General features: G+C 60.8%; 15 protein-coding genes. 7 read left to right on the forward strand and 8 right to left on the reverse strand.

What is annotated here, in order from left to right; translation table 11 throughout:
- The first annotated feature begins 52 nt into the window (after window positions 1-52).
- Window positions 53-1,069, forward strand: coding sequence for a low-specificity L-threonine aldolase (ltaE, locus tag KVY02_RS13815; RefSeq protein WP_039176897.1), 1,017 nt, complete (start codon window positions 53-55; stop codon window positions 1,067-1,069).
- Here ltaE and KVY02_RS13820 read toward each other — a convergent pair.
- The 3 genes from KVY02_RS13820 to fhuB all read right to left on the reverse strand — a co-directional run bounded on the left by KVY02_RS13820 (window position 1,061) and on the right by fhuB (window position 5,607).
- Window positions 1,061-1,675: a LysE/ArgO family amino acid transporter gene (locus KVY02_RS13820; RefSeq protein ID WP_016914741.1), complete on the reverse strand. Its 615-nt coding sequence runs from the start codon at window positions 1,673-1,675 to the stop codon at window positions 1,061-1,063. The genes ltaE and KVY02_RS13820 overlap by 9 nt on opposite strands.
- Before the next feature lie 232 nt (window positions 1,676-1,907).
- Complete coding sequence (locus KVY02_RS13825) at window positions 1,908-3,566, reverse strand: multidrug ABC transporter permease/ATP-binding protein (RefSeq protein ID WP_100730842.1); 1,659 nt, start codon at window positions 3,564-3,566, stop codon at window positions 1,908-1,910.
- Between the two features lie 49 nt (window positions 3,567-3,615).
- A complete protein-coding gene (gene fhuB, locus KVY02_RS13830; RefSeq protein WP_218313727.1) occupies window positions 3,616-5,607 on the reverse strand; it encodes a Fe(3+)-hydroxamate ABC transporter permease FhuB in 1,992 nt (663 codons plus the stop codon).
- Window positions 5,608-5,793: 186 nt separating this feature from the next.
- Here fhuB and KVY02_RS13835 point away from each other — a divergent pair, with 186 nt between their 5' ends.
- The 5 genes from KVY02_RS13835 to KVY02_RS13855 all read left to right on the forward strand — a co-directional run bounded on the left by KVY02_RS13835 (window position 5,794) and on the right by KVY02_RS13855 (window position 11,278).
- Entirely contained in the window at window positions 5,794-6,726 is a 933-nt protein-coding gene (locus KVY02_RS13835; RefSeq protein ID WP_100730840.1) for a siderophore-interacting protein, read from the forward strand.
- A gap of 4 nt (window positions 6,727-6,730) precedes the next feature.
- Window positions 6,731-7,342, forward strand: a complete 612-nt coding sequence (locus tag KVY02_RS13840; protein ID WP_249273230.1) for a cytochrome b — start codon at window positions 6,731-6,733, stop codon at window positions 7,340-7,342.
- 157 nt (window positions 7,343-7,499) lie between these two features.
- Window positions 7,500-8,267, forward strand: a complete 768-nt coding sequence (locus KVY02_RS13845) for an ATP-binding cassette domain-containing protein (protein WP_081137804.1) — start codon at window positions 7,500-7,502, stop codon at window positions 8,265-8,267.
- A 94-nt stretch (window positions 8,268-8,361) separates the two neighbouring features.
- Window positions 8,362-9,228, forward strand: coding sequence for a LysR family transcriptional regulator ArgP (locus tag KVY02_RS13850; RefSeq protein WP_016914747.1), 867 nt, complete (start codon window positions 8,362-8,364; stop codon window positions 9,226-9,228).
- A 229-nt stretch (window positions 9,229-9,457) separates the two neighbouring features.
- Window positions 9,458-11,278, forward strand: a complete 1,821-nt coding sequence (locus KVY02_RS13855; protein WP_218313728.1) for a diguanylate cyclase — start codon at window positions 9,458-9,460, stop codon at window positions 11,276-11,278.
- Window positions 11,279-11,284: 6 nt separating this feature from the next.
- Here the strand turns inward: KVY02_RS13855 and KVY02_RS13860 are convergent, their stop codons facing one another.
- The 3 genes from KVY02_RS13860 to KVY02_RS13870 form a co-directional block, all read right to left on the reverse strand.
- Window positions 11,285-12,007: a hypothetical protein gene (locus KVY02_RS13860; RefSeq protein ID WP_218313729.1), complete on the reverse strand. Its 723-nt coding sequence runs from the start codon at window positions 12,005-12,007 to the stop codon at window positions 11,285-11,287.
- A 36-nt stretch (window positions 12,008-12,043) separates the two neighbouring features.
- Window positions 12,044-12,601 carry a cytochrome b gene (locus tag KVY02_RS13865; protein WP_218313730.1) on the reverse strand — a complete coding sequence of 186 codons (558 nt, stop codon included), beginning with the start codon at window positions 12,599-12,601 and terminating at the stop codon, window positions 12,044-12,046.
- A gap of 126 nt (window positions 12,602-12,727) precedes the next feature.
- A complete protein-coding gene (locus tag KVY02_RS13870; protein WP_218313731.1) occupies window positions 12,728-13,597 on the reverse strand; it encodes a LysR substrate-binding domain-containing protein in 870 nt (289 codons plus the stop codon).
- Window positions 13,598-13,705: 108 nt separating this feature from the next.
- Here KVY02_RS13870 and KVY02_RS13875 point away from each other — a divergent pair, with 108 nt between their 5' ends.
- A complete protein-coding gene (locus tag KVY02_RS13875) occupies window positions 13,706-14,584 on the forward strand; it encodes a DMT family transporter (RefSeq protein ID WP_218313732.1) in 879 nt (292 codons plus the stop codon).
- 6 nt (window positions 14,585-14,590) lie between these two features.
- Here KVY02_RS13875 and KVY02_RS13880 read toward each other — a convergent pair whose 3' ends face one another.
- Together KVY02_RS13880 and KVY02_RS13885 are read right to left on the reverse strand one after the other, a co-directional pair.
- Entirely contained in the window at window positions 14,591-15,385 is a 795-nt protein-coding gene (locus KVY02_RS13880; protein WP_256357500.1) for an RsiV family protein, read from the reverse strand.
- Between the two features lie 95 nt (window positions 15,386-15,480).
- Entirely contained in the window at window positions 15,481-16,920 is a 1,440-nt protein-coding gene (locus KVY02_RS13885) for a hypothetical protein (RefSeq protein ID WP_218313733.1), read from the reverse strand.
- Between the last annotated feature and the right edge of the window lie 153 nt (window positions 16,921-17,073).

Genomic DNA, 17,073 nt, shown 5'->3' on the forward strand with positions numbered 1-17,073 from the left:
AGTGGTTTATCGGTGATCTGCCCGACAGCCACGCTGTGAACAAGGAGTCACGATGATCGATTTACGTAGCGATACGGTCACTCGCCCCACCTCCGCGATGCGGGCAGCCATGCTGGCAGCGCCTCTGGGCGACGATGTCTGGGGCGACGACCCGACGGTCAACGCCTTTCAAGCGACGCTTGCCGAGCGCACGGGCAAGGAGGCTGCCCTGCTGTTCCCCAGTGGCACCCAAAGCAATCTGGTGGCGCTCATGGCGCACTGCGAACGCGGCGATGAGTACATCGTGGGCCAGAATGCTCATACTTACCGCTACGAAGGCGGCGGCGCCGCCGTGTTGGGCAGCATCCAGCCACAGCCAATAGAACACGCCGCAGACGGCAGCCTGCCACTCGACAAAATCGCTGCCGCCGTCAAAGCCGACGACGTTCACTTTGCCCGTACGCGGCTCCTGGCGCTGGAAAACACCATCGGTGGAAAAGTGCTGCCCGCCGAGTACGTTCAGCAGGCCACCGAGCTGGCGCGCGCTCACGGGCTGGCAACGCACCTGGACGGTGCTCGGCTCTTCAATGCCGCCGTCGCCACGGATACCTCGCTGAAGCAGCTGTGCCAGCCGTTCGACAGCGTGTCACTCTGCTTTTCGAAAGGGCTGGGCACGCCCATGGGTTCGGCGCTGGTAGGGTCGCACGCGTTGATCGAGCGCGCACGGCGCTGGCGCAAGATGGTAGGGGGCGGCATGCGCCAGGCGGGCATCATCGCCGCGGCCTGCCAGCATGCCCTCGACCATCACGTGGCCGACCTGGCCCATGATCATCGCCGCGCGGCGCGTTTGGCAGAAGGGTTGGCAGCGCTGCCCGGGCTCGAGGTCACCTCTCACGCCACCAACATGGTGTTCTTGCGCGTCGATCAGGCCCACGTGGCCCCGCTAGCTGCCTGGCTGAAAGAGCACGACATTCTGATCCAACTGCTTTACGCCACGCGACTGGTGATCCATCGCGATATCGATGACGCCGCTGTCGAGCGTGTGCTGGAGGTCATGGGGCGCTACTTCGACGCGGCGGCATCACGATAGCAGTGTCGACCCCAAGGCCAGGTGCACAGCAATCACCAGCATCATCACGCCAATGGCGCCATCGATGACGCGCCAGGCGCCGGGGCGAGAGAGCCAGGGGGAAAGCGCCGAGCCACCCCAGGCCAGCAAGCTGAACCAGAGAACCGAGGCCGTCGCGGCGCCCGCTACGAACACCCCGGCGCTCTCCTGCTGGGCCCCGACGGCAGGAATCAACAGCAGCGTATCCAGATACACTTGTGGATTGAGCACCGTGACAGCCAGGGTCGCCAACAGCACGCCGCGTAAACTGCGTGTGCGCGCGTGGTTGGCGGTCAGCCCCTCTCGGCCACTACCTGCACGCCACAAGGCCTGGGCGGCCAGCCAGCCCAGAAACAGCACCCCTACCCAGCGCAGGACTTCCATGGCATTGGGCATGGTCAGCAGAAACGCACTGACGCCAAACATGCCCGCGGTCAACAGCACTATGTCCGCACTCATGCACACACCCGCCGACCACCAGTGGTACTCCCGACGAATGGCCAACCCCAGCACATAGGCGTTCTGTGCACCAATGGCCATGATGATCCCGCCGCATACCACGAGCCCCGTTATATAGCTTTGCCACATGACCTATCCCTATCGCTGCTGCAAGAAGTGAAGCGCTACGATAGGCGGCAACGTCAATAAATAAAAATCATACTGTGAATAGGCCATTAGCTTTTCTTATAGGTGTGATGTCTCGCTTGCCACGCAGGAGCAACACCACACTGCTGATCAAGGCACCTCATGCGTGCCGGGGTCTCAAGAAAAGAGGCGACAAACCGAGTGCCCGACGGCGGGAGAGACCGTCATGGTGCTTTCATCCGCTCACTCGGGCCACCGCGTCGCGGCTGGCCGCTGCGCGCTGCTCACCGGAGAGCTCGACGAGCTGCCCGCCGCGCATTTCCAGCAGTCGGTCGGCCTGGTCGAAATAGTGGTCATCGTGGCTGATCACGACCAGCGTTTTGCCCAGCGCCCTGAGCTGCGGCAGTAGCTCGCGGTAGAAGACGCGCCGGAACTGAGGGTCCTGATCGGCGGCCCACTCATCCAACAACAATAGGTCGCGCTGCTCCGCAACGGCTAACAGCATCGCTAGGCGTTTGCGCTGACCCTGGGAGAGGTTGGCATTAGTGACGCGGTCGCCGTCGAAATCGAGCTTGTTCTGCATGGCCAAGGCGGCCAGCCACTGTTCCACCAAGGCCGGGTCGGGTGCCTCGCCCCTTGGCCCCATCAACCGGCCAAACAAGTGCAGGTCCGTGTAAATGGCCGAAAAGTGCTGTCGATAGCGTGTCCAGTCTTGGTCGCGCAGCGGCTTGCCATCGACGCGGACACAGCCACGCTGAGGGTGGTAAAGCCCGGTCAGTAGCCTCGCCAGGGTCGATTTTCCGCTGCCGTTTCCGCCAATCAGAAAGACCACTTCGCCACGCTTCAAGGTCAAATCGATAGGACCAATGGCAAAGCCCGAGCGCGATTTCTCATCCGGATAGCGATAGCAGACCTGCTCCAGGGTCAGTTCCTGCCAATCGTGGCGCAGGGCCGCGTGGCCGAAGGTCTCACTGTGCTCGGCCAGCTCCAGACTACGAATCTTTTCAAACGCGACTCGGGCGTTGATCAGCGTCGGGAAAGCGCCTATCGCCTGTATCAGCGGCGCGCGCAGAAACAGCAGCGTCAGCGAAAAGGTGGTGGCCACCTGCACCGATGCCCAGCCAAGGCCATTGGCCAAAAAAAAGGTGATGCCAATCGCCCCTAGCATCATGATGTTGAACCAGTTCACGGCGCTGAGATGATAGGTATCGCCCAGAATGTAATGACGGCGACAATCCTTGGCGTTGGGCGTATAGACATCGCGGTACAGCCATTCGGCGCGGTCGCGGTTGAGCGCCAGCTCTTTGCGCCCCTCGATCACGGCCTGGTAATCCGCGTAGAGACGATCCTGTATCTCGCGCAGCTTGGCCATGTGCCCATAGACTCGCGCCACCAGACGCATACCGATGACCACCGTCACGATCACCCACAATGCGGAGATCCCCAGCATGGCAGGCGAAAGCCACCACAGGTAAAGCGTGGCACCCACCGTCAGCACCCCGCCTTGCACCAGCTCCGGCAAACGTATGAAGGCAACGGTGACCGAGTTCACATCGGTGGAGAGGCTCGCCAGCAGGCGCGCACTGCCGATTTGCTCGGCACGCTCGAGATGGGTATCCAGAATACGCTTGATCAACTGCCCCCGCAGCCGATAAACGAACTGGTGGCCCAGTGTGGTCAGCGCCAATTGCGATGCCAGGGTAATCACCAGCAGCAGCGCGATAAGCCCCAGAAACTCGGGCAGAATACGCCAGGGATCAACGAAGGAACCCAGCAGCCGCTGATTGATAAACGCGATGACGCCAATGCCCAGGCCTGCACTGGCCAGACTCAGTAGCAATACGGCGACGAACGGCCAGCGATAATCACGCCATACGATCTTCAACAGCTCCATCACCACGACTCCTGGGCTTTTTTTATATCACCACCAATAGAGAGGGCAATCACAACCGCCGCAGCCCCCACATGAAATAGGCGCCGCCGATCAAGGACGCCACCAGGCCCGCCGGTATCTCATAGGGAAAAATAATCTGGCGCCCTACCCAGTCCGCCAGCACCATCAGCAGCATGCCGATCAATGCCGCGCCCAGCAGATGCTGCCCTGCCCGAGAGAAGCCGACCAGGCGCGCCATATGCGGTGCCAACAAACCAATGAACGACAGCGGCCCAACCACCAGGGTGGCGCAGGCAGTGAGTAGCGCCACCAGCAGTAGCAGCGCCAGGCGGGCACGGTTAAGCGTTACTCCCAGCGCTCTGGCCGTCGCTGCGCCTAATGGCAAGATATCCAACCAGCGGGTAAAGGGTCGCGTGACCAGCGCCAGTGCCGAGGCAATCCCCCCGACCACCACCGCATGGGTGACATCTACGTAGTAGGTAGAGCCCGCCAGCCAGGCGATCACCTGCTGGCCACGCGGGTCGCCGCCTGCCAGCATCACGCTGCGCACGGCGTCAAACAGCGCACTCACCGCCACCCCGGTGAGCAGCAAACGTTCAGGGAGATAGCCGCTATTACGGTTGATGCCCACCAACACCACCAGCGTTGCGAAAGCGCCCAGGGTACCCACGCCAATCAGCATCATATTGGTGGGTGCGGGCAGCAGGAAAATCCCCAGAATCAGCGCAATGGCACAGCCACCGCTAATGCCTAGCACTTCGGGGCTGGCCATGGGGTTGGCGGAAAGGCGTTGGAGAATCGTCCCGGCAATGGCCAGCATCAACCCGCTGGCAGCGGCCGCCATCGCCCGCGGCAAGCGCCACTGCATCACGTTCCAGCTCTCTGGCGAGAGCAGGTACCAGCCATCGACCCCCTGACCTACGAGCAGCCCCAGCAACGTGGCCGCCAAGAGTGCGAAGATCAATCCGGTGACCAAGCGTGACGGCGCAGCATGGCGGCGGGCAACGACACTCGCCCCTCTGGGCGGCTGATCGCCCTGAAGTTTCAGGCGCGGAATCAGCCACATCAGTAGCGGTGCCCCCAGGGCACCGGTAACCGCCCCGGTGGGAATGAAGGCTGCCCCCATACCACCGAACTGCTGCAGCAGCAGGTCCGTGGTCGCCAGCAGCACCGCGCCCAGTAGCGTGGACCATATTAGTCGTGGACCTAACCGACGTGCCCCGGCCATGCGCACGATATTGGGTGCCGCCAGGCCGATAAAGCCAATGATGCCCACCACGCTGACGATACTGCCGGTAATGAATACCGCCAATCCCATCCCCGCAAAGCGTAGATAGGCAAGCGACACCCCTAGGCTCTTGGCGCTGGCATCGTCCAGTTCCAGCACTGCTAGCGGGCGCAGCAAGAACCAGGCAGCAACGCAGCTAATCGCCAACCGAGGCCAGAGCACGGCCACGCCGTCCCAGCCATTTTGCGCCAGCGACCCCGCCCCCCAGATCAGCAGCCCCGACAGCGCCTCGTGGTTAAACAGCAGCAACGCTGTCGAGAGCGCGCCCAGGTACAAATTGACGACCAGGCCCGCCAACACCACCACGATAGGCGCCAAACCGCGTCGCCAGGAGAGCAGAAAAACCAGCCCCACGGCCAGCGCGCCGCCCAGCAGAGCCACCCATTCGCGCCCCACCACTAATAAGCCAGGAGCCATTAACGTGGCGGTCATCAACGCCAAATTAGCACCCGACGCCACGCCCAACGTTGTCGGCGACGCCAGAGGGTTGCGCAGCACCTGCTGCATGAGCACGCCTGCCAACCCCAAACCGGCCCCGGCAAGCAGCGCAATCGATAAACGCGGCCACCAGGCGTAGTGCAGCAGCAGCTCATCGACGGTGTCGAAAGAGGGGGCTACCAACGCTTTCCAGCCCAGCGCCATTCCCCCCTGACTCTCCAGGCCTACCCAAAACAGCACCATCATGGGCAGGCTAAGCAATAGGCAGGCCTTGGCAGGTGACACTCCGCCCAGGCGCCCCGCGGTACTTAACATGGCGAGGCCTCTTTGGCGGGACTCATGCCGCTCGCAACACTGGACGTGATAGCCAACACCCTCATGGTCTTACCCTTACCTGCATGAAAACGCGTGGACGAAAATTGCTGCATAGATCATTAACAGCGATTCTAAATGATAATAATTAGCACTACAATTGACCTTTCATACACAGGAGACCTTCCGATGGCGGCTAAACCAAATTACCGGCTTTTCGATATCACCCTCGCCCGGCGCACCCATGTCAGTGCCTCGTTAGTCCGATTCACTTTTACCGGCCCAGAGGTTGGCCACATGGCAACCTACGCTCCTGACCAACGCGTCAAACTGTTCTTCCCCAAGGGGGGCGGCAGTCTCGACCCACTGTTCGAGATCGCCAAGCTGGAAGAGCACGACTGGTACGGCGCTTATCGCGCGCTGCCAGACGCCCAACGGCCCGCTGCACGCACCCACACCATCCGTGCCCTGCGCCCAGAACAAGCTGAAGTGGATGTTGAGTTCGTGCTGCATGGCGACAACGGCCCTGCCTCACGCTGGGCCATGCATGCCCAGCCAGGCGACCGGCTTGCCATGACCGCCCCCGACGCCAATGCAGAAGGCCCAAAGCAGGGCTACGAGTGGAAGCCGCCTCAAGGCGTACGCCGTATTTTGATCATTGCCGACGAAACCGCTCTCCCCGCTGCCGCCGGTATTCTGGAAACCCTCGATGGCCTGCCGCTCAAACCCAGGGTCGAAGCGCTGCTCGAAGTGCCCCGCAGTGACGACGTTCAGCCGCTGCCTCAGGCCGCCAAACTGCACTGGCTGCCCCGCGATGCCGAACCCGACTACCAACACGGTGAACTACTGATGAGAGCGCTGCGCGATATCGATTTGCATAAGGAAATTCAAGCGCTGGGCGGCACTGGCATGCCCGGCGTTACCAACGACGAATACGACGATGAGGACGGTCCTCTCTGGGAACCCGCCACACTGGACGATAGCGCGCCCTTCTACGCCTGGATCGCTGCTGAAACCAAAGTCGCCATGCGGCTACGCCGCTATCTGGTGAACGAACTCGGGCTACCCAAACAGTATGTCACCAGCATGGGCTACTGGAGGCAGGGAAAGGCCAATGGTTAAAGGAATGGCTCACAACGAAGCACTGAATAACGGCGGCACGAGCGCGCCAGATCGAACACCCATTGGCTGGCGAGACAGCCCCAGCCGCTATGGGAGGGTCAGCCGTACACTTCACTGGCTGACCGCTGTGCTCGTCACGCTGCAATTTACCGTGCTGCTGGCCTGGCGGGGAACAGGCGAAAACGCTATCACGCTGTTGTTGGCGAGCATCGGGCCGCACGGCTCATTAGGCTTTATGCTACTGATCGTGACGCTGATTCGTCTTGGTTGGGCGTGGGTCAACCGTAAGCAGCGCCCTCCGCAGCCGCTCGGATGGAGTGGCCGCATAGCGCGTCTGGTACATATCACCTTTTATGCGCTCCTGCTGTGGCTACCTGCTTTCGCCATGTTGCGCCAATACGGCCGTGGCGGGGCGCTGCGTTTTTATGGCATGGAGCTACTGCCTTCCGCCGAGCGCAACATTTCCTGGATGATTGCCCCTGCCGACCTTCTGCATGGTCCGCTTTCATGGCTATTATGCGGACTCGTCGTCGGCCATATCGCGATGGCACTGATCCACCGCTACTGGCTGAAAGACAACGTATTGGCGCGAATGGTGGAGGCAAGAGACCGGTAGCAGCTGTGTCCACGCGTTCCATGTTGGCAACCATGTACAGATCATGTGTACGAAGTGCATGGGCGTGATCGTAAAATCTTTTCACCCTCCCTATTAAAATGAGAACCATTAGCACTAGAATGGCACCTTCCGGTCTATTCATCGTCAGGAGTCATTCATGTTCGAGGTCAAAGGCGCCACCTTTGAAATCAATGGTAAGCGCATTCTTGCTCCCATTGAGCACACCTTTCATGAGGGCAAGGTATACGGTCTGATAGGCCACAACGGTTCGGGCAAGTCGACACTGATCAAACTGATGGCGCAGCAGCAGCCCATCACCGAAGGCGATATTTACTTCGACCAGCGCCCCTTGAGCGCCTGGGGTAGCCGCGAATTTGCACGCCAGGTGGCCTACCTGCCGCAGCATTTGCCCAGCGCGGAAAACCTCACAGGCCGTGAGCTGGTGGCCTTTGGCCGCTACCCGTGGCACGGGCTGCTGGGGCGTCACAACCAGCAGGACAAGGAAGCCATCGAGCGTGCCATTGCCCTGACGCATACGGAAGCCTTTGCCGACCGCCTGGTAGACACGCTCTCCGGCGGCGAGCGCCAGCGCGTATGGCTCGCCATGCTGATTGCCCAAGGCAGCCGCTTTTTATTGCTGGACGAGCCACTGGCCGCCCTGGACATTGCCCACCAGGTGGAAGTGCTGGCACTGGTGCGCCAGCTGTGCGACGAGCTGAACCTGGGCGTTATCATCGTGCTCCATGATATCAACATGGCCTCGCGTTACTGCGATGACCTCATGGCGCTGCACAGCGGGCGCCTGCTGGCCCATGGCGCCCCCGAAGCACTGATGCAAAATGCCACTCTGGAAGCTATTTACGGGCTCCCCATGCAGGTGATGCCCCACCCCAATGGGGAGCACCGGATTGCCGTCGCCCAGTAGGGGCGGCCAGGCCAGTCAGCCACATTGAGTGCTGGCAAGTCCGCCGTACATTGAGGGAAGATAGGCTGGTTACCTTACCCCCAATAGAGCGGCCATGGTGGACTACAAATCTCTTCAAGCACTGGCAGCGGTCATGGAAGGCGGCGGGTTCGAGCGCGCAGGCGATCTTCTCGGCCTGTCCCAATCTGCCGTGTCACAACGCATAAAATCGTTGGAAACCCGCCTGGGTCAACCGGTACTGATACGCCACCCTGAGCTGGCCCCTACCCCCGCAGGGCAGCGCCTGCTGACCCACTATCAGCAGGTACGGCTGCTCGAACGCGACCTCCGACAAACCCTCCCGACACTGGATCAACAAGCCTCCCGATTGAGAATCGCCGTCAATGCCGATAGCGTCGGTACCTGGTGGGCCGATGCCGTCGCTCCCATCTGCCTTGCCGAAGGTATACTGCTGGATCTGGTGATCGAAGATCAGGAAATCGGCTTGAAACGCCTGAAGGATGGCGATGTGGCGGCCTGCCTGTGTTCAACGCCTACGCCCATGGCAGGTGCGCGCTGCATCAAAGTGGGCGAGATGGTGTACCTACCGCTGGCCTCCCCGGGCTATGTGGCACGTTTCTTCCCGGATGGCCCAACGGCCACGGCCTTTCAACACGCACCGGCCATCGTGTTTGGCCCGCACGACCAGCTGCAGCATCGCTTTCTGGCGCAGTGTGGCTACCATGGGCATTTTCCCTATCACTTGTGCCCTTCTTCCGAAGGTTTCGTGCAGCTGGCCACGGCAGGCATGGGGTATGGCATGGTGCCCCAATTACAGGCCGCTGCTCAGCTGACCAGTGGGCAACTGGTGAGTATTGCACCAGACAGTTCGCTCTCGGTACCGCTTTACTGGCACTTCTGGCGGCACAGTGGCGACCTGCTGCATCGACTAACCGAAAGACTGAACCATTTCACGCTTTAGCACCAATCTGGCTTTACCTTCATGCCTGCATCTTCAAAGCTGGCTACACTCACGTGTGTATCGTTGGATGATCAAACGTAGCCAACGGGGCAAAGCACTGGTCGCGACGTGATTAATTTGCTACTACTGTCATCGACACACCCAGTGACAACGTATAGCGCTCGCCCGGGCCAAGGGAACCCTACAGAGGCCTGTCGAGAAAAGAAGAAAAATCAAAAAAGCGATGCTTATGGGTCCTCTCTGTTGGGTAAAGCGCCTGCTGGCCGTCCTGCTGCTGTGCCTCCTGAGCACAAGCTCGTGGGCGGTCGCGGCACCGGCACTGTCTGTTTCACCGGACCAGCCGTTTTACTCGCTCAATAGCAACACTCGCTACTGGCACACACCGGAGTCGTTGACGCTGCGCGAACTGCTGGCACTCGACCCATCTTTCACGCCCGTGTCACAGACCTCCGACCTGCATTTTGGCTATACCGCCGAAGAGACCTGGCTGACCACTCGTCTGCACAACGCCTCGCCACGACCCGCCCAATGGATGCTCAAGTTCGAGTATCCGTTCATCGACAGGATTGCGCTCTATACGCTGCGCGACCAGTTCAGCGAAGTACAGCTCGGGGGCAGTACTCTGCCCGTGGATGAGCGTGCCCTGGCCCATCGCCAGATCGTCTTTCCCATTCATCTGGAAGGAGGAGAAAGCGTCACGCTGTACCTGCAGGCCAATACCTCCGGCAGCAAGTTCTTGAGCTACAGCCTGATGACCCCTGATGCGTTCCATGCGCAGAACGATCGTTACAACTTCTGGCTGGCCACCTACTTTGGCATGCTGCTCGCCTTGGGGCTTTACAACTTTTTGCTGTTCTTTGGCCTGAAAGAACGGGTCTTTTTGCACTACGCCCTGTTTGCATTCGGCTTCACCCTGGCCATTCTGACCTTCAACGGCCTTGGCACACTGATGTTCTGGAGCTTTCTGGCCGAACAGACACCGCGGCTGGTGGCCATTGGTTTTACCTTTGCCTCCGCCATGGCGACGCTGTTTGCCCAGAGCTTTTTGAACACGGCGCACTATACCCCTCGCTGGCATCGCGTCATTTCACTGTTTCGGGTCTACTGCTGGTTGGCCTTGGCAGCGTCACTGGTGTTACCCATCCCACTGGCTTTGGTATTGACTGATGTCACGGGCCTGAGCGCCTCGCTGTTGCTATTGATATGCGGCATCTACGGCAGTTGGCGGCGTGTGCCCAGTGCCCGTCTCTTCGTGTTGGCGTGGAGCATTTTTCTGCTGGGTGCGGCGGTGTTTGCACTACGCAACATGGGCGTTCTGCCCGCCAACTTCATTACTTTGCACGGCATTCAAATCGGCTCGGCACTGGAAATGCTGCTGCTATCGTTTGCCCTGGCCGCCCGCTTCAACAAGCTCAAACGCCAGAAGGAGCAGGCACAGGCCGATACGGTGGCCATGCTCAAAAAGCAGGAGGCCATCCTGGAAGCCAAAGTAGCCTTACGCACTCAGGCGCTGGAACAGCTTGCCAACCATGACATGCTGACGGGCCTGTTGAACCGCAACGGGCTGACACGCTGCGCAGCGGCTGCCTTGAATCAGAGCTATCGCACCCACGAGCCAGTGGCACTGATCATGTGCGATCTCGACCGGTTCAAGCCCATCAATGACCAGTACGGCCACGATGCCGGGGATTTCGTGCTGCAACAGGTGGCCAAGCGGCTCGCCCATGCAGCGCGACTGGGCGACCACTGCGCTCGGTTCGGGGGCGATGAGTTCATCGTCCTGCTGAAAAGTGTCCAGCAACCGGACATCCTGGACAGCGTATGCCAACGCATCGAGCACTCCATCCGCTCCCCCATCAAACTGCCTTGTGGGGTCAGCGTCTGCGTCGGCATCAGCCTTGGCGTTAGCGGGCTGCATTGCTATCAGCGCAGCGACGAACAGGGCCACGACGCGCTGCTGGAGCGCATGATTCACGAGGCCGACCAGCATATGTACGCTGCCAAGGCACGCACTGACGCTGCCGCTTATCGCTACTCTGCCAGAGGTTAGCCACGCTCAGGCAAACATCAATAACCCCGCGCATACCGCCGCCCCACCGGCGAAGGGTAAAAAACGGCTGTGACGATCTTCCGGCAGCTCCTCTTTCAGCACATTCAACACCAGCCCCCCCGCCACGAAGGCGTACAGCAGGCTGATCAGGGCATCCGTGAGCTGAATGGCATGGCCAATCAGCCAACCCGCGAACACCGCCGCCGCCAATACCCACCGGCCCTTCATCAGGTAGCGCTGACGATGGTGCTGAACCAGCCCGTGGTCGTTGACCAGAAAGTGAAACCCCATGGCCAGGAAGAAGAACAGGGCTTCCGGCAGCTGGTTGTCGCGGTACACCAGCAGATAACCGATCAACAGGTTATAGAGCGCAAAGGAGCCAATATGGATCCAGAACACGCCCCGCAGCTTGCCCAATGACACCCGCTTCTGCGGCGTATCACGATGGGAGTAAACCTTGGCCAACTGTTCCAGCCCATAGAACACGCCCAGCCCCACCAGGGCCGTCAGGTAAGCATTGTGCTCGAGAATGAACAGCGGCCCATGCTCGGTGATGGTGTCGTGAGCGTCACTCAAGGCGGGAAAGATATGGATAAAGACATAGCCTACCGACACACCGCCCGCAAACGAGAGCCAGGCGCTGCGCGGCAGGGCATTGAGCCGCTGCAGCTTGCCAGCGTATAGATGGATGGCCGCCAATCCCAGGGCGAAAGCAAGCTGCTGGGCCATGGTGATCACACTCCTTGTGACGCGGTGAGAACTCGTTTAGTCGAATAGACTCATGCGCTTCATCACGTTGTCGCGCTTGATACGCCAGTGGAACAGCGCCCCAGCCACGTGCAGCGTAATCAGCACGACCAGCGCCCAGCCCACCCGCTCGTGCCACATGAACAGCATTTGCGAGAGCGCTTCGTGGCGCCCCAGAAGGCCCGGCAAGTGCCAGTGGAAAAACTCCACCGGGAAGCCGCCCGTGGCCGTGGCAGCCCAGCCCAGCAGCGGCATGACGACCAGCGCCGCATACAGCAGATGATGTACGCTGGTACTCACTAAACGCTCGAAGGTCGACAGCGGCGGATCATGGTCGGGCACGACGAATGCCAGTCGCGTCACGATACGCAGTGTCATCAGCAGCAGGACGGCCACGCCTAGCGTCTTGTGGCTGGTATACAGCAGGTTGGTCAGCGTATTGCCCAGCAGGCCCAGCGTTCGCTCGTAGCCCAGAAAGCCCAGCGTCAGCCCGGTGGCCAGTCCCAGCAGAACGGCCCCCGCCACCAGCCAATGCAGCACACGGTGGGGGTAGATATAGTGATCAAGCTCGTGCATTCATGACTCCCTGCCCCGTCTCATCGTTATCATCAGCCTGCCGCCTTCGCGGCACGACGTTAAATTACTATAGTCATGGAATAGCGTACTGCATGAAATAGCCTACCGCCTGTTTCTCACGTCAAATCAACCCTCACTGGGCACGGCCAGCTGTTCTCGAATCAGCTCTGCCAACCGCCGGGCAGGCTCGGTGGGCCGGTGCGGCGCTCGGTGCAGCGCCAGTTCGATCATCGGCAAGGCGGGCAGCCCGCTGCTTTCATCCAGCGGGCGCAGCGAGGGCGTCAGCATGCTGCGGGTGACCACCACCACGGCAAGCCCAGCGGTCACGATGGGCGCCAGCCCGGCCATGGACTGGCTGGTATACGCCACACGCCAGTGGCGCCCTGCGGCCTGAAGCGCCTGTTCCGCCACTTCCCTGAACACATCGGCCCCCGGGGTATAAAGTGCCAAAGGTACCGGGTCGCTGAGCAGCGGTTGTTGATTCACCCCCACGGCCCACACCAGCGGTTCTCGACGAATGACCTCCCCACCCGGCGAATGGCGCTGGCGCGTCACCAGCGCCAAGTCCAGCTCCGCCGTTTTCACCTGCTCCACCAGGTGGGCGCTGGTACCACACTGCACGGTCAGCCCCACGGCGGGATAGAGCTGGTGGAAATAGGCGAATACCGACGGCAGCAACGACGCATAATCCTCGGGAATCCCCAGCGTCAAATCGCCCGTCACCTGACGGGCCTGCATGTCGCTCCACGCCTCGTCATTGACGGTCAACAAGTGCCGTGCATGGGCCAGCAGACGCTCTCCTTCCGCCGTAAAGCGCAGCCGCCGCCCATCACGCTCATGCAGGCGCATCTCCAGCTGGGCCTCAAGACGCTGCAACTGCATGCTGACCGTCGACTGAGTGTAGGCGAGCCGCGTCGCCGTCGCGGTGACGCTTCCGGTGTCGGCAATGGCCACCAGCGTTCGCAGTAGCGTCAGGTCAAATGTGGGCGCACGCATACATCACCATCCTTGATGAAAACCATCATAAAAGATCGTTATCTTGATGAGTGAGCCATGAGTATGCTGCGCACAAGAGGTCAATTTCAAGGTTCAAGGAGACGCGTGATGCAGCCCCTTCACTCCCCGGTCGTGGTTTCCCCCAAATACAGTGTTGCCGCCGCGCTGGTGGCCGTCGCGCTATGGAGCATCGCCCCGTTACTGGCGGAACTGGCACGCACGGTCGCTCCGCTGCAGCTCACCGCTCTGACCCTGCTGGCAGGTGCGCTAGCCACCCTGCCCTTGAGCCGTAAGGTGCCGCTGAGCCACTGCCCGCGGCGCTGGCAGGCCGGTATCTGGCTGGGCGTTCCACTGCTGATCGTCGGGGCGGTAAGCAGTTACTTCATCGGCATGCGTTGGGCCCCAGCGGCAGAAGCCGCCTTGATTACCTATACCTGGCCGGTGCTGTTCGTCCTGTTGAGCCAGTGGTACCGCACGGGCCGCTTGACGTTGGCCAGCGTATCGGGAGCGCTGATCGCCTTCATGGGGGCCGCGCTACTGCTGGTGCCACAAGCGCTGGGTAGCGGTGTTGGCGGGGCCGCATCGGGCTACGCCTTGGCCCTACTGGCTGCCTGCTGCTGGGCACTCTACTCCTGGACAGGCCAGGCAGCGCCGGTCTCGCTGACGCCGCTACTGCCCCGCCTGCTGTTGATTGCCTGCGCCATGACCTTCACCGCCAGCATGCTGTTGGAAGGCAGCACGGCGCTGCCCCAGCAAGAAGCGCTGCTTGCGGGTATTGCCCTGGGCCTCGGGCCTTACGGCATCGCCATGGTGGCCTGGGATAGAGCGCTGCGCTTCGGCCATGCCAGCCTGGTGGGCAGCCTGGCCTATGGGGTACCCATTCTGGCGGCCCTGTTACTGGTCATGGCTGGCGTCAGCGTGTTGGACTGGCGGCTGCCCAGCGCCGCCCTACTGGTGGTGGTCGGCTGTTTGAAAGCAGGCCGCTAGCAGCCCTTACTCTGCGCCGATAAAACGCGGCTTGGCCACGCCGTCGAGGGCTTCAACGGGGATCGTCAAGGTGGGCTGACCTACGGCGTAAGGTGCGATGTCGTATACGTTGTACTTGACCTCCCATGCCTCCTCCAGCGGGGCAATGTTGCGACTGGGGGATAGCGGCCAGTTCGCCAGGAACTGTTCATCCTGCCCCATCTCGCTTGCCCAGCGCTGGTGAGCCTCCGTCAGCAACGTATCGAAGGCCGCCTCCTGCCCATCCAGCAGCATATCCTCGGCTTCGACCACTGCTCGGCGGCGCTCATCGATCACCATGAACGCCGTCATGGGCAATCCATGGGCTTGCCCGGCATGGTAGACATAGCTGTTCAGCTCCAACACCAGCAGGTCGTCGTGATGGGCATGAACCGTGGCTTCGAGCATGGCCTCACTGGTCATTTCCGGGGGCGTCAAGCGGTTGCCCTCTTCGGCCAGTTCGAAAAAGTGCTGGGCATACGCCTCCCAGGATGCAGCAGGCTCGGCCTGTTCTTCGGTAATCCCCATGCCCAGCGTCAGCAGACGCTCCTGCAACTGCTGCGTCAGTGCTTCATCCTGGGGGAACTCCAGTGCTGAAATACGCACTGTCGAGCAGCGCTCTCCCTCACAGCCGGGCGCCACGAACTGCTGCTCTACGGCCAGCGTCGCCAGGGCCAGTGGCTCCTCCTGTTCATGGGAGGGCGATGAAGTGTGGCAGCCACTTAGCCAGACACTGCCCGCGATCATCGCGCCCGCGCTCATTACCGTTGTCAGACGTACCATATCAACCTCCTTGTGAATGCGATGCTGTTCATGTCAGCACAAAAATGCCCCTGCACAGAGCAGAGGCATAATCATTGCGTTACCTACTGGCCCACTTATGTATCAGGCTGCATTTCCGTAGGCTCTGCGCTTACCTCCAGCTCGAACATGCCGCTGCCACTGGCGCTGAAACCACGGGCGCTCACGGTGTAAGTCCCCGGTAGCAGTGCCTGCTCCAGCAGGGCGTTGGTTCCCTGACCGCCGTCGTCGTCACTGTAGGAGACGCCTTCGCCGTACAGCTCGAGATAGGTATCGAAGTCAGTGGAGTTCATTGCCAGCGTAACCCGCGAACTCTCCGTCAAGGTTAGCTGATAGGTCAACGGTTCGCCGCCGTACCAACCATTGATGGTTTCATCGGGAGTCAATTCGCCTTCGTTGCGCAGTTCTACGTCTTCAGGCAGCTCACGTGACGCCACGGAGAGGGTAAACAGGCCGCTGTCGGTGCCATACGCCGTACGAGCCGTGATCTGATAGTTGCCGGGCGCAAGGAAGTCAGCAATACGGGCGTCCAGATTACCGGCACTGTCGTCATCTTCGCGGTAATAGCCGCTGTCGCCTTCCAGCACCAGGTACGCATCCACATCGCTGGAATTCATCTCGATCTGGTACATGCCGGCTTCTTCGATCTCCAGCTCGTAGCTCAAGGGCTGCCCGCTGAACCAGCCATTCAACGACTCACCTGGCTGAATGGCACCGTCATTGCGCAGCTCGCCCTCGCCTGGCAGCTCACGCGGTTCTGCGACCAGCGTGAACAGGCCACTGCCATCACCAAAGGCGCTTCTTGCGGTCACGGTGTAATCACCCGGCTCCAGAAAATCGGCAATGCGGGCATTCAGGTTACCGGCGCTGTCATCGTCTTCCCGGTAATAGCCGTTGGGGCCGCGTAGCTCCAGGTAAGCATCGAACTCATCGGCACGCATCTCGATCTGGTACATGCCTGCTTCTTCGATGGTCCAGGTTACTTCGCGGGGGGTGCTTTCCAGCCAGCTATCCATGGGCGTACCCACGGCCAGCGTGTCAGAATCGCTCAGCTCGATGGTGCGGGCCTCGACGCTGTAAGGGCCATAGCTCTGGGCATCGGCACCGCTAACCACCACCATGTAGTCGCCGCTCTCTTTCACCCGATAGCGTACGGTATCGGCACTGGACAGCAGCTCCAACTGATCATCGTACAGCGCCACGATGCCCTGCAAAGCGCCGCGCAGCGACACTTCCACCAGGGCATCTTCATCCAGTTGGATGACGTAGCGGGCAAAGCGGCTACCGTCATTGCCATTCAGCTCATTGGCGGAGGTAATTTCGCCTCGGCCACGCTCGCCAAGCGTCAGGGTCTCCAGCCCATCGAAGACGCTGCCTGAACTACTGGCCGCCTCATCCGACACTTCCACCGTGTCCGGCGTGGCGGGCGCTTGCGAAAAAGATTGAGCTGCGAAGTACCCCACGGCAACGCCGCCGACAGCAACCAGCAGCAGGGTAAAAGAAGAGGACTTGGCCATAGGTGCATCCTTGATCGTAGGCAAAAACGCCGATATAGCGAAACCAGATTATAAGGCGGTTCATCGGTGTAAAGGGCACTTTTCCACAAAAATAACGCGCTTTCCCGGGCGGCGCTCCATGGCACACCGCCCGGGTTAACTTACTGAAACGCA

This window comes from Halomonas sp. 18071143 (assembly GCF_019211725.1).
In the GTDB taxonomy this organism is placed as follows: Bacteria; Pseudomonadota; Gammaproteobacteria; order Pseudomonadales; family Halomonadaceae; genus Vreelandella; species Vreelandella stevensii.